The sequence below is a fragment of the Chitinophagales bacterium genome, from assembly GCA_013816805.1.
Taxonomy (GTDB): domain Bacteria; phylum Bacteroidota; class Bacteroidia; order Chitinophagales; family UBA10324; genus MGR-bin340.
On the sequence record JACDDS010000004.1, the window covers coordinates 119,374 to 133,058 of the forward strand.

Sequence of the window (13,685 nt, forward strand, 5' to 3'; positions counted from 1 at the left end):
ACCTAAAAACTTCTCCATGGTTTTCTGGAAAAGGCATAAAAAAGCCGGAGTTTCCGGCTATGTTACTTTGAATTTTTGAACAGTTAATCCTGGGCGTGAAGGGCCATTTTATTTCCTTCAGAATCTATGAAGAACGCCATATACCCTATTTGAGGGATTTCAGTTTTTGGCATTTCAATTTTGCCACCGGCAGCTTCAATGCGATCGATCACCTTTTGAATCTCCGGGTTAGCGTTGAGGTAAATCACGCATCCATCCGTTGATGGCTTGTGCATCTGGCTTTGAACCAAAGCGCCATTTGCTTTCCCGCTTCCCATTTCCCACGGAAAGCCTACCATCTGCATTCCCATCATCTCCTGCATAGGCTCCATGTCAATTTTAAAAATTGTTTCATAAAATTTCTTTGCTCTTGCGATGTCTTTTGCCGGTATTTCGAACCAGTTTAATGAATTTGAATTTTTGTCCATAAGGTTAAAGATTTTAAATTGTTGTTAATGGCCGAAAAATAAATATAAGCCGCCAGATTATTTATTGGTTGCTGAAAGAATAGGCGAATGCGGCATTGAAATAGACGGCTTAACCGAACCCTTCGACAAGATCAGGGTGACACCTCAAATTAAGCGATGTCATGTTAAGCCTGTCGAAAGATGTACAAGAGTATTTATTGCAAACTGAAAGATAGCGCAAGTACGGTTCACGAAATCATTTATAACTCGCAGGGCTACAAGATGAAAAATGATAGCAGCCTATTATTTTTTCTGTCCTAAAGAAAACCAGTTGCCTGAATCGTCTTTAAACAAGGCTTCCACTCCATAAAACTCTTCTTTTGGTGCTTTAGTAAATTCAACACCCTTAGCTTTTAACTCTTCATAGGTAGCATAGATGTCATTGCATTCAAAGACACCAAAGCCGAATGTTCCCCTGCTCACTAAGCTTCTCATCTGCTCAGCAGCTTCTTTTTTAAACATCATTCCCTCATCAATAGCCATTAAAGTGATTTCAAGGTCCTGCTGCTCAGGCGCACACACTGTTAGCCAGCGCATTCCGGGTCCCATGGTAGCATCGGTATGCACTTTAAAGCCCAGTTTATTCACATAAAAATCATAAGCACTGTCCTGGTTAAGCACGAAGATGCTCACGTGGTTCATTTTTGTAATCATCATTATAAGTTTTAGTTAAGAGTACAAAAGTGGTGAAGGAATTATAATATCACTTCTTGAAAATTGCTCTTTTTTAGCCATTCGTTCTTCTCGGCAAAGCAATGGGGAATATATTTAAGCGGCACCTTGATAATATCAGCCCTGGTAATACGCTGTTGCTTTTGATAAAGCGAAGGTGTTTTATCAACCATCCGTTTAAACAATCCGCAAAATGAGCTTATGCTATCGAAGCCTACAGAGTGGCAAACCTCAGCAATACTTACACCGTTTTCCAGAAGTGCTTTAGCTTTTTCAATTCGTACAGAAATCAAATATTGATGGGGTGTTTTACCATAAATTTTTTTGAATGAGCGGATAAAATGAAACTTAGAATAAAAGGCCTCATTCGCTATGTTATCGATGTCAATTATATCAGGGTAATGTGAATCTATAAATAGTTTGCTCTGAACGATCCTCCTGTATAAATAAACTTTTGGATAAATCACAATAATCTGTTTTAATAATTTGCCTGTAAAATAGGTATAAGTACAAACCTATGTGCAGAGGTTCTATAATGGCTGGCTTAAAAGTTCTTCAAGAAATAATTACATTTTAATTTTTAGACACTATGCTTTATTAGTTTTGCTTTGAACACTCGTGATAGGATGACGGAAGAAAAACAGCTTTGTAGTAACTGCGGTACTATAGGAATGGGGAAGTACTGTTTTGAATGTGGTCAAAAATATAATCATGAACGGATCACCATTAGTCACCTTGTTCACGAAGTATTCCATTTTTTTACACACATGGAGAGCGGATTTATATACACGCTTCACAAGCTGGTAATTGAACCCGGAAGCATTCAGCAAGATTATCTGGAAGGAAAAAGGGGCAAAATCCAGAGACCCTTTTCGATGTTTTTTTTGTGCGCCACCGCATGTGGGCTATGTATGTACTGGATTAATTTCTGGGTGGTGAATTATGAAGGAGCCGATAATGTTGAGGAGGTATTTTTTTTTCAGCACTATTTGGTGATTGTCCAGATTTTTTTAACTCCTGTATACGCCTTAGTCAGCTATTTATTTTTTATAAGGTATAAATATAATTACGCGGAATGGCTGATCATTGTATTGTACACAACATCGTTTTTCTTCTTAATAGTGGTGTTTGTCAATTGCCTGAAATTCATCTGGCCCCACCTGGATACTAAATATATCGAGCTCCCGGTACTAATAATTTATAGTCTGGTTACAAATAATAAATTATTTCACCGATCGGTACGATGGAAAGTAATTATTATCAGCATTTGCAGCCTTACTATAACCTATGCAATAGCCGAATTCACCCAGGAAATTTTTATAAAATATTTTGTTTCCGGACAGCACTTGCCTTAACAGATATTCCGAATCCGGTTTATGTTTTTTTACTTACAATATACTACTTCACTATGCCTCGAGACCCCTTTTTCATTAAAGGCTTCAATGGAAAAAAAATAATCCTGCCCTACATTCAGAGCGCGAAGTTCGAGGGAGCCCGGATGATCGGAAAACAACTGGTATGTTTCGTACAGCTTATCTTTTGCTATGCCCCATAGAATGTTATAACCTACCACATCATCCACTTTACTCCAGGTAATAAAGGCATTCCGCGTATCCTTATCACGAACTACTGTTAATCTTTTTGGAGTCACCGGAATTTTTCCATAACCATTTCCAAATATCCTAATGTCACTTATCGCAAGATTTTGTGCACCTATATGTACGTGCTCATACCTTATGTAGCGGGCTTTCACGGGTTTTGGTAGTTCTATATACGCATTGGAACGGTCTTGCTTTTCATTGGTCAGATCAGCGATCTTATACCATTGTTTTTCATCTAAACTGGCATACATCTTAAACTGAGTGTAAACACCGGAGTCGTTGCTATCGAAAATGTTCGATTTATAATCTGTGTAATTAATCTGAGTCGCCTTCACTTCACAGGCGCGCAGCAAATCTATGGTTACCGATTCACCAGCTTTATTAGTTTTGGCCACCCAAAATGTTCTCGGATTTTCATCTGTAATATTTTGAGCAGTAAAGGTGTCTTTAACTGAAGAAGCCGTGCATGGCTTGCGATAGGAGAGCAGCATCCAGCCAGTAAACGGCTCGTCCTTATTGTTCCATTTTTTTGAAGGAATCAAGTGTGGAAAGTCTCCAAAACGGGTATTGGAAAATAGCTGTCCGTCTTTATCAAACCCTGCGGGAAACATAGCGATGCGCCTTTCAAAGTTCCAGTTCACTGCAATCCATGGCGTGCCGGTGTTCCAATAGTTTCCATAGTTGTCCTGAAAAGTGTTTCCATGACCGGCTCCCTGTACAAACCCGCCCGGCTTATACGAGACTGGGTTATAAGGAGCATAGGTAAAAGGGCCTAAAGGATCTTTAGCAGTATAAGTGCCGTTTGCATATACGTTATATTCAGTGCCTGGTGCCCCGTATTGTAAATAATAGATGCCATTATATTTAGTCATCCACGCGCCTTCTATGTAGGGACGAATGGTATCCCGGTGATCTTTGCCAAAACGTTCCCAGCCATGGATATCGGGATGCAAGCTGATTAAGCCTTTGTAATCTGTTTTATAAGCAAGGCGCTTCGATTTATCGAGCTCTGCTCCATAAACAGGATATAAGTTTGAAGAACCCCAATACATATACCATCGATCCGCTTCATCATCATAAAAAATATCCGGATCCCACGGACCTACCTCTTTTGGCAATTGCGGCATCCATCTGTTATAAAAATATAGGTTTCCATTTTCTGGTGTAGTAGTAAAAAGAATGGGACGCTGATCAAACGTTGATTGAAATAAATACATCGTGTCTTTCACTGAAAGCGCGGCAGGAGCACAGATATCTTCCATTGGCCATTTGCTTGGCGTAATGTAATTCCAGTGTAACAGATCTTTGGAATGCCAGTAACCGCCGGAGATAGTAACAAAAAGATAGTATTCATTTTTATGGTTTACTATTACCGGATCTGCACCTGCACGATAAGATATATTTGCATTAAGCTGTTCAAAATTATAGCGGTAATTTATATCCAGCGGATTGCAGTAAGTAGTTATGCCTGATGACTGTGCTTGGGCGCCGTTCATAGTTAACGCAATGAGATAAACCAGTAAAATCCCCAGCTTCTTATAATAATTAAGGAAAGCAGAATTTACTTCATTCATAAAAAGACCAATATTGATTTTGCAGAATTATTTACAGAGATAATTTTAACAAATTATAAATGAAAGATGGAAATGTTTTGAGAAATCTTATAAGTATCTGACTAAATTATTCTGAAATAATATTAAATTACCTTTGTTATTCTTTATGAAGCAAATGCTGTCCATAGCAATTTCCATCATCATTCTTATTTCATCAGTGGCAGTGGTTTCAACTTCGTCGGTATGTAAAAATGTCGATGGAGAAGTCCGCAAAATCATGTTGCAGTGATGGTTGTGCTGGCACATGTTGATAATCATTTGGCTCCTGCTGTCAACAATCTTAAGTACCCATGCGCAACAACACCTTGTTGGCTATGTGTACGGGATGGATCAAAACAAAGAAGTACCGGTTGCAGGGGCTAACGTCTTTTTCCCTGGCTCTTACGCTGGAACATTTACAGATGAAGCAGGCAAGTTTGACATTGTAAAAATTGACTCTTCATTAAAAGAGCTTGTTATTTCTTATGCAGGCTATGTAAACGATACAGTGAAGGTTGAATAGGATAACCTTAAAGTGCGGCTTAAGAAAACTATTATTTTAAATGAAGTAACAATTACAGAAAGTACGCCTGATCAGTATATTTCTTCAATACGGCCTTTTAAAACAGAAATAATTTCCTCGGAAGGATTGAAGAACAATGCATGCTGCAATCTTTCTGAAAGCTTCGAATCAAACCCAACAGTGGATGTGTCTTACTCAGATGCGGTAACCGGTGCAAAGCAAATACAATTATTGGGTCTTGCGGGTAGATATGCTCAGGTATTAACGGATGTGCTCCCTACATTTCGTGGCCTTAATCTGACGTATGGCCTGAACTCCATTCCCGGGCCCTGGATAGAATCCATCAAAATAAGGGAACTGGAGGTGTTTCAAATGGTTATGAATCTATAACGGGTCAGATTGATGTCGAATTAAAGAAGCCTGAAAAAACTGATAAATTTTATTTAAATCTCTATGGAAATAATGAAGCACGCCTGGAGGCAAATATCTATTCAGCTCAAGAATACGCGCATACTTACTAAATTGCAGGATTCAGAAGAAAAAAAGAACCTACCCGAATTTAGCATCGTAAATTAGCATTTATAAAAACCCATTGTAAAACCAATAGTAACTATGAAAATGAAAAACATGAATTCCTTTTTTTCCGTAATGCTTTTACTGGTGCTGCCAGCCTTTGTATTTGCAAATAATGGAATAAAAAAAACACAGGTTATCTATATTCAGACATCTGCCGTTTGCGAAGACTGTAAGGCAAAAATTGAAGATGCCGTGAAACAATTGGATGGTGTTAAAAATGCAGATCTAAACCTGAAAGATAAAAAACTGATGGTAAAATATTCTGCTGAAACAGTTTCTGAAGCACAGATTAAGATGGCCATTTCCAAAGCCGGTTATGACGCTGATGATGTTAAGGCAGATGCTTCCTCGTTAACTAATTTGCCAAAGTGTTGCCAGGATAAGAACAGTAAACCAAGCTGCCATTAAATTATATAATACACATGTAAGGCACTCCGAATATTCGGGTGCCTTTTTTATTTACTCACCTTATCCAGGATCTGTTTCGCTTGTTCCTCATCATTTCTTATTGCTTCAGTCATAAGGCCGATCGTTTCAAATTTTCTTTCTTCACGTATCCATTCTGCAAATTCGACCTTCAAAAGCTTACCGTAAATATCCTGTGTAAAATCAAACAGGAAGGCCTCAATAGTTCGATCTTTTCCATTGACTGTAGGCCTTAACCCAATGCTTATCACACCATTATAAATATTACCATCCAGTGTAGCTTTAATTGCATATATGCCATCTGCAGGAATCAGCTTATAGCCATCGTGCACTGAAATATTTGCCGTTGGATAACCGATCCTCGACCCTAGCTGATTGCCTTTTACTACCGTTCCCTCCACGGAATAGAGATGACCCAGCAGATGTGCGGCTGTTTTTACATCGCCTTCCTGCAAAGCAATTCGGATACGCGTAGAGCTCACCTCAATGTCTTCCACTAATTGCTTGGTAATTTCTTCGACCCGGAAATTATTTTCTTTAGAAAGTTTTCTAAGCAACTCAATGTTGCCATCGCGATGGTGACCAAACTGGTGATTGTAACCGATTACCACGATTGCAGGGTGAAATTTTTCAACCAGGAATTTTCTAACATATTGGGTTGCAGAAAGACGGGAAAACTCTTTGGTAAAAGGCATCACTACCAAGTGATCAATATTAAACTGGTTCAGCAAGAAGATTTTTTCCTCCAGCGTGGATAAGATTTTTAAAGAATGATCCTGAGGAAATACTACCGTGCGCGGATGGGGATCGAATGTAATCATTACACTTTCACCTTCCATTTCATGTGCAAGACTGTTGATCCGGCGGATCAATTGCTGGTGGCCCCGGTGCACCCCGTCAAAGGTTCCAACCGTAATGACTGCATTCTTAAAAAAAGGAAGCTGATCGAAATTTTTATGAACCTCCATGTATTTAGCTGTATATCCCGCAGAGAGTATTATTACCCATATTTATTATTAATCAGGAAAGAGATTTTTCCTTATCCACAAAGCTCGCAAAATCGGTTATTTGCCAGGCATCCTTTAAATGATATTCGCCGATGCGGGTGCGGCAAAGTGAAGAAAGATACGCGCCGCTGTCTAAAGATTTGCCGAAGTCATTCGCCAAAGACCTTACATAAAAACCTTTCGCACAAATAATCCTGAAGTGAACCTTCGGCATTTCAATTTCAATTATCTCAAATTCATGCACCTGAACTAAACGTTTTTTCAATTCAAACACATCACCTCGTCTTGCTTTTTTATAGGCCCGTTTCCCATCTACCATTGCAGCTGAGTATATTGGGGGTGACTGCAGAATTTCTCCCTGGTATTGAATTGCCATTTTTCTGATCAATTCTTCGGTGATATGGCTGGTATCAAAATACTGATCAGCCTCAGTTTCCATGTCGTAGCTCGGTGTAGACTTGCCCAGGGTTAAGGTGCCGGTATATTCTTTTTCTTTATTCTGAATTTCAGAGATCTTTTTGGTAAGCTGTTGTGTACACAGAATGAGCAATCCTGTTGCATATGGATCCAGTGTTCCGGCATGGCCGACCTTAGCCCCCGTTAATCTCTTTACTTTCTTTACCACATCGAAAGATGACCAGTCGAAAGGTTTATCGAAAAGCAGAATACTGCCATTGAGGATGTCGGCAAAGGTCATTGCATAAACAGGTGTTTCCCCATTGATAGCAATATAAGAATTATTGCTCCAACAATAATCCGGTATATTCCAAAAATCAGAAACCCGTGTTTGGTAAGGAAAGAAATAAAAGCCCTTATAGTAACAATGGCCACAATAAATGATACCACAATACCTATAAGCAAAGGGCCTATGGTATCGTGCGTTATCGTTTTATAGTAATCGAGAAAGTCGAACAATGTAGCTGCTCCCATGGTGGGAACGGCGAGGAAAAAAGAGAATTCAGCGGCCTGTTTCCTGTTTAATTTTTGAGTAAGGCCCCCTATGATAGTAGCAGCAGACCGCGAGACACCGGGAATCAATGATATTACCTGGAAACATCCGATCTTAAAAGCCATTGCATTGGTAATGGGTTTATAAGGGCCTTCCTCCGTTTTTCGGAAAATACGATCGATGAATAATAATACAATTCCACCAAGAAATAAGGAGATGGCAACTACCATCACGCTTCCAAGCATTTGATCAACCTTATCTTTCAGCAATAAGCCAAAGATGGCTGCAGGAATAAATGCAAGCAGCAGCTTCAGGTAAAAGTTAAAAGTGTCCTTAATATTTCTCCTGGGAACGAATCGTTTCCAGTACAAAATGATTACTGCCAGAATGGCTCCGAACTGTATCACGACCTCAAACATTTTCACAAAGTCATTTTCCTCGATTCCCATTATGGCAGAAGCAATAATCATGTGACCGGTAGAGGAAATAGGAAGAAATTCAGTAAGCCCTTCCACAATGCCAAGAATGATTGCCTGAATAATAGTCATCGGTTCCTTTTAAACGGCGGCAAAGATAATAGGAAGTTTGATTGACCTGTCTCGGAGGTTTTATTTTAGTGTTATCTTAACATATAAGAGACGTATCCTGACATCCTAATCGAAATAGTTTTAATCCATATCTTCGACTCGCTGCTTAATCTTACCTGCAAGCTTCATCCCTAGATCTTTAACTTTCAATCTTCATCTTCCATGAAACATAAACTGCTTCACTATTTCACTATGCATTTCCCTATATTCCTTTGCACAATAGTCAAATGATTCACTTCAGGAATTAGATGCTTATGGAAATCGCTTGTTAGGAACAAAGGGACAGTTGATAGATCAGCAAAGCCAGGGCTCTTACCATGGGTCGTATCGAATAAAAATACCGATGGCCTAATAACCATATTTACAGAAATTGGATATGCTGATGCAACATTAAAAGCAGTAAAAATCGATTACAATGCTAACCAGGTTTGGGAAACCACTATATCTGCAGTGAACAGCAATAAGAACAATGTCACTGTTGATGATTATTCCCATCACCAGCCTATAGCAGTTTGGTACGACGACCGGAATGATGGAGGAGTGTATATGCACAAAATATAAACAATGATGGTACCATTGGCGATAACAGTGAACGTACGAAAATACCGTCACTCAATGCCGTATCTGTTTATCCGTCAATAGCCATAGATCACATCTTCGTTACATACCCGGCAGTGCAGGTAATTTTAAATTATATTCACTGGAGGGAAAGGAATTGGTAGAAACAAAACTCAATAGTGAACTAACGGAAATCTTCGGCCACAGCTTAATGCCGGCTTGTATACGTACAAAATTTTTGACCTCGAAAAATATGCAGCTGGGAAACTAATGATAGTGCGTTAAGAAAGGAAAGGTCAAAATCTGATTGAAATCTTTAATACTGCGGAATCTCAAAGATTGGCTTTAGTTCAACGGTGGCTGCTGCGTTATTTCCGTTTGATTTCTGATCTCTTCCTTCGGCTCTGAATCTTCATACGCTCTTATAATTTTTTTCACAAGGGGATGACGAACTACATCATTTTCGGTTAAGTGTACCGTACCAATGCCTTTTATATCAGATAGAATGCTTAAAGCTTTAAATAATCCGCTGCGTTGTGATTTAGGCAGGTCGATTTGTGTGATGTCTCCGGTTACAATGCACTTTGCAGAAGAACCGATTCTTGTTAAAAACATCTTCAGCTGTACTTCGGTAGTGTTTTGTGCTTCATCCAAAATAATGTAAGCATGGTCGAGCGTTCGTCCGCGCATGAAGGCGAGAGGAGCCACCTCGATCACACGGTTTGCCATATAATAGTTCAGCTTATCAAGAGGGATCATATCATCCAGTGCATCGTACAATGGACGTAAATACGGATCAATCTTTTCTTTTAAATCACCAGGCAAGTAACCGAGGTTTTCGCCAGCTTCGACTGCAGGACGGGTAAGTATTATTTTCCTTATCTCCTTATTTTTTAAAGCACGCACTGCTAACGCAACTGCCGTATAGGTTTTTCCGGTTCCCGCAGGACCAATAGCAAATATGATGTCGTTATCTTCTGCCAGATCTACCATCCGTTTTTGATTCGGTGTTTTCGCCTTTACCACAATTCCATTTGGGCCGTAAACTATTGCATCAGGATGATGCTTCGGCATGTCCACTTCAAAAGGATCAATATCGTCAAGCAGATCTTCGGCAGCTTTATCTGAAAGCCGACCGTATTTCTCAATAAAGTGCACCATATTGTTAAGCTTTTCTTCAAGCAGCTCCAGGTCCTGCGTATTTCCTTCAATCTTTATTTTATTTCCGCGTGACGTAATTTTCACCCGGGGAAAAGCATTTTTTATGGTTTGAAGCCGTGAATTGTTGATGCCAAGCAGATCGACAGGTTCTATCGAATCAAGATGAATAATTAATTCTGTCAACGGTTCTATTGTTTATGTTAAAACTAAGTAAAATGAGAACCAAATCACTGTAGAAAAGTTCATCGAGCAATTAAGAAACTAAAGAATACAAAATTGTGCAGCAAGTGAGTAAAGTCTTGAGAGAAGTTAATTTGTTTCTGAGTTGCGAAGGTTACATTTGCCACGTCAAATGCAAAAATTTAATTTGCATTTTCATGTATGCCTGTAATCACGCTCACTACTGACCTGGGGACCCGCGACCACTACACGGGCACAGTAAAAGGCGAGCTGATGAAGGCCATTCCAAATGTTCAAATCGTTGATATTTCGAATGAAATTGAGCCATTTAATATTATGCATGGGGCTTTTGTTTTAAAAAACAGCTACCATCATTTTCCAAAAGGAACCTGCCATCTTATAGGTGTGAATACACTTAACGAAGAAGGCATGTCTTTTTTAGTGGTGCTAAATGAAGGATTTATTTTTATTGGTCCGGACAATGGTTTCTTCGGATTGATGTGGGAGGAATTGCCCTCGACAATTTTTCGCATCAGGGAGGATGCGGCAGAAATGTTCAGCACTCTTCCGATTAAAGATGTCTTTGTTCTGGCTGCTAAACATTTGCTTGCTGGTGGTGATCCGGAAGAAATTGCTGATAAAATTTCAACTTACCGGCAGAGTGCGCTCGGCCGGCCTATGATCAATAATAATTTTATACGGTGTTCCATTATTTATTTTGACCGGTTTGAAAATGCAATTCTCAATCTTACCCGGGAAGAGTTTGAAAAGGCTGCACATAACAGGAAATTTGTTGTTCATTTTAAGCGCTTTGATGATATCGATGCCGTGAGTGAAAATTATTATTCAGTCCCTGAAAGTGAAAAGCTTATTCTATTTAATTCTGCAGGATACCTGGAGATCGCCATCAATAAAGGAAACGCAAAAGGATTATTAAATTTAAGCGTCGGTGATTTGGTGCAAATAGAGTTTAAAGGATAACCAATCAGCGATAAACCCGGATTTTGCCGGTGTTACCATTCAAAAAATATAACTTTAATCATCAAATACAAGTTGATGAAACCGATCCTTTTCCTTTTCCTAAATGCCATGCTGTATCATCCTTTCTCTACGGCGCAAAGTTGGATTTGCCTCAGTTTTAAAAAATGGTCCGCAGGTAAATTTATTTCCCAATCCTTTTGCAGAACAGGCTACAGTCAATTTTGCTGTAACCGATTACATGGATTGCACCTTTAATCTTTACGACATAAATGGAAGGTTGGTAAAAACATTATTGGATGAACAGGTTAAACCAGGAACGAATCGTTTCACCTTTTCCCTGAAATATTTAGTACCGGGAAATTACGAGCTTATTATTTCCTCAGGATCAAAATTCATTAGCTCGAAGAAGATCATTAAAGAATAGTCCGGGTCGGCTACTCAATGTATAAAACCGAATAGGTATTCTCAATTCCTGCAGGAAATTTGTCTTTATATTGAAATAAGAGTGATTCATTTATTGTATTTTCAATAAAAACTTTGTTATGAAATTATCAGTGGTTCATGTGGCAGGCATTAAAAAAAAGGAACACAGTTCTCTCAATTGTTATTACCCAAGACAAATAGAGAAAAGAAAGTTATCGGAGTTTATTTTTTTATTCCTGTTTCTGCTTCCGTTTAGTTCATTGGCACAAACAAATATTATTTGTACAAATCCCATTGCCGAACAGGTAATGGCGGGTAATTACGACCCTGCAGCGTATCATTTATCTCTTTTTTCCGACGATCCTAATGTAATCAGCCAGGGCATTAATGACTTTATAAATTCTGATTCGCTGAAAGCCGATCTTGAAAAGCTCGGGACATTTTTCAATCGCAATACTGCATCTGACACTGTTTCGCCAACCCGTGGAATCGGGGCAGCCCGCCGTTGGGTATACCAGAAGTTTCAGCAGTTTAGCACTTCAAACAGCGGTCATTTGCTTTCTTCCTATTTGCAGTTTGATACCACTATTTGTACTATGCGCCGGCATCGGGATGTATTTGCAGTTCTGCCGGGAACAGATACCAGTGACCATTCCATAATTATTATTGAATCTCATTTAGACAGCCGGTGCGTTGATAACTGCGATACCAGCTGCCTCGCAGAAGGCATAGACGATAATGGCAGTGGAACTGCCCTTGTAATAGAACTTGCAAGGGTCTTAAGCAAATATAATTTTAAGCACACGATTGTCTTTCTTGCCAATATCGGAGAAGAGCAGGGCCTGTTTGGCTCGACTGCTTTTGTCAATTATGCACAGCAAAAAAGTATTGATATAAAAGCGGTTTTAAATAACGATATAGTGGGTGGTGTTTTATGCGGGCATACTTCTTCGCCGCCCAGCTGCTCTCCATTCGGAGATATTGATAGTACTGAGCTTCGGGTTTTTTCTTATGGTGGTTTTAATTCTTTACATAAAGGCCTGGCACGTTATATCAAGCTGCAATATCAAGAGCGACTATTACCTATAGCGAAGGTTCCTATGCTGATTTCTCTGATGGCGGCTGAAGACCGCACCGGCAGGGGAGGAGATCACATTCCGTTTCGTCAGCGTGGCTATACCGCTATCCGATTCACTTCAGCAAATGAAAATGGAAATGCTAATGTCACAGATCCGGGCTATATAGATAATCAGCATACCTCGCGTGATGTGCTTGGGTATGATACTAACAGCGATGGCTCCCTGGATAGTTTCTTAGTAGATGTGCATTATCTGGCAAGAAACGCTCAGATCAACGCGGAAGCTGCGGCTATTGCGGCAATAAGTCCAAAAACACCAGACTTTGATTTGTCTCTAAATGGAAATCAATTTAACATCACAATCCATTCAGCGGAAAGCTATCCAAAATATGATATAGGAGTACGAACTCTATCGTATGATTTCGACTCTGTATATACCATTTATGGAACAACAGGAACGGTGACTACACCGGGTAGCGCTATCTATTATGTAAGCGTGGCATCTGTTGATTCAGATGGAGTAGAAAGCCTGTTCAGCGGAGAAAAGATGGAACATATTACAGGAATTCATGACCCATATTCCGGGAAGGGAATATATCTTATGCCGGCAAAACCAAATCCGGCAGATGAAGCAGCAACCATTTCAGTGGTGGTTGAAAAAACCATTACTTATCATGAAGCAGCAATAGTGGTTATGGATTCAAATGGAAATGTAATAAAGAGATTTCCTATTGAATTAAAGAAAGGAATTAATGAAGTGCTTTTTCATCACGGGTATAATCCTTCCGGCAGCTATGTATATCAATTGGTGATTGATGGTAATATAGCAGATGCAAAAAAAATGATCTTCAGCAGGTAAAATTAT

The 13,685-nt window shown here is 39.4% G+C and carries 15 protein-coding genes; 7 read left to right on the forward strand and 8 right to left on the reverse strand.

Features of this window, described 5'->3' with window-relative positions; all coding sequences use genetic code 11:
- Positions 1-83: 83 nt before the first annotated feature.
- The 3 genes from H0W62_04430 to H0W62_04440 form a co-directional block, all read right to left on the reverse strand.
- A complete protein-coding gene (locus H0W62_04430) occupies positions 84-467 on the reverse strand; it encodes a VOC family protein (GenBank protein MBA3647788.1) in 384 nt (127 codons plus the stop codon).
- A 282-nt stretch (positions 468-749) separates the two neighbouring features.
- Entirely contained in the window at positions 750-1,160 is a 411-nt protein-coding gene (locus H0W62_04435) for a VOC family protein (GenBank protein MBA3647789.1), read from the reverse strand.
- A 41-nt stretch (positions 1,161-1,201) separates the two neighbouring features.
- Entirely contained in the window at positions 1,202-1,642 is a 441-nt protein-coding gene (locus H0W62_04440) for a helix-turn-helix transcriptional regulator (GenBank protein ID MBA3647790.1), read from the reverse strand.
- A 162-nt stretch (positions 1,643-1,804) separates the two neighbouring features.
- Here H0W62_04440 and H0W62_04445 point away from each other — a divergent pair, with 162 nt between their 5' ends.
- The gene (locus tag H0W62_04445) at positions 1,805-2,533 is read left to right on the forward strand and encodes a DUF3667 domain-containing protein (GenBank protein MBA3647791.1); all 729 of its coding nucleotides are present in this window, start codon (positions 1,805-1,807) and stop codon (positions 2,531-2,533) included.
- A gap of 29 nt (positions 2,534-2,562) precedes the next feature.
- On the opposite strand, the gene H0W62_04450 is transcribed toward H0W62_04445, so the two are convergent.
- On the reverse strand, positions 2,563-4,353 hold the full coding sequence (locus H0W62_04450; protein ID MBA3647792.1) for a family 43 glycosylhydrolase: 1,791 nt from the start codon (positions 4,351-4,353) through the stop codon (positions 2,563-2,565).
- A 364-nt stretch (positions 4,354-4,717) separates the two neighbouring features.
- Here H0W62_04450 and H0W62_04455 point away from each other — a divergent pair, with 364 nt between their 5' ends.
- From H0W62_04455 to H0W62_04465, 3 genes are all read left to right on the forward strand, one after another.
- Positions 4,718-4,894, forward strand: coding sequence for a carboxypeptidase-like regulatory domain-containing protein (locus tag H0W62_04455; protein MBA3647793.1), 177 nt, complete (start codon positions 4,718-4,720; stop codon positions 4,892-4,894).
- 12 nt (positions 4,895-4,906) lie between these two features.
- Complete coding sequence (locus tag H0W62_04460; GenBank protein MBA3647794.1) at positions 4,907-5,284, forward strand: hypothetical protein; 378 nt, start codon at positions 4,907-4,909, stop codon at positions 5,282-5,284.
- Positions 5,285-5,521: 237 nt separating this feature from the next.
- Positions 5,522-5,878, forward strand: a complete 357-nt coding sequence (locus H0W62_04465) for a heavy-metal-associated domain-containing protein (protein ID MBA3647795.1) — start codon at positions 5,522-5,524, stop codon at positions 5,876-5,878.
- 47 nt (positions 5,879-5,925) lie between these two features.
- Here H0W62_04465 and H0W62_04470 read toward each other — a convergent pair whose 3' ends face one another.
- The 4 genes from H0W62_04470 to H0W62_04485 all read right to left on the reverse strand — a co-directional run bounded on the left by H0W62_04470 (position 5,926) and on the right by H0W62_04485 (position 10,341).
- Positions 5,926-6,864, reverse strand: a complete 939-nt coding sequence (locus H0W62_04470; GenBank protein ID MBA3647796.1) for a bifunctional riboflavin kinase/FAD synthetase — start codon at positions 6,862-6,864, stop codon at positions 5,926-5,928.
- Positions 6,865-6,916: 52 nt separating this feature from the next.
- Positions 6,917-7,600, reverse strand: coding sequence for a tRNA pseudouridine(55) synthase TruB (truB, locus tag H0W62_04475; GenBank protein MBA3647797.1), 684 nt, complete (start codon positions 7,598-7,600; stop codon positions 6,917-6,919).
- On the reverse strand, positions 7,597-8,400 hold the full coding sequence (locus H0W62_04480) for an undecaprenyl-diphosphate phosphatase (protein MBA3647798.1): 804 nt from the start codon (positions 8,398-8,400) through the stop codon (positions 7,597-7,599). Before H0W62_04480 ends, truB begins: the two co-directional genes overlap by 4 nt.
- Before the next feature lie 942 nt (positions 8,401-9,342).
- A complete protein-coding gene (locus H0W62_04485; GenBank protein ID MBA3647799.1) occupies positions 9,343-10,341 on the reverse strand; it encodes a PhoH family protein in 999 nt (332 codons plus the stop codon).
- Between the two features lie 198 nt (positions 10,342-10,539).
- Here H0W62_04485 and H0W62_04490 point away from each other — a divergent pair, with 198 nt between their 5' ends.
- The 3 genes from H0W62_04490 (at position 10,540) to H0W62_04500 (ending at position 13,679) form a co-directional block, all read left to right on the forward strand.
- Positions 10,540-11,319: an SAM-dependent chlorinase/fluorinase gene (locus H0W62_04490; protein ID MBA3647800.1), complete on the forward strand. Its 780-nt coding sequence runs from the start codon at positions 10,540-10,542 to the stop codon at positions 11,317-11,319.
- Positions 11,320-11,422: 103 nt separating this feature from the next.
- Entirely contained in the window at positions 11,423-11,743 is a 321-nt protein-coding gene (locus H0W62_04495) for a T9SS type A sorting domain-containing protein (GenBank protein ID MBA3647801.1), read from the forward strand.
- 118 nt (positions 11,744-11,861) lie between these two features.
- The gene (locus H0W62_04500; GenBank protein MBA3647802.1) at positions 11,862-13,679 is read left to right on the forward strand and encodes a M28 family peptidase; all 1,818 of its coding nucleotides are present in this window, start codon (positions 11,862-11,864) and stop codon (positions 13,677-13,679) included.
- The last annotated feature ends 6 nt before the right edge of the window (positions 13,680-13,685 follow it).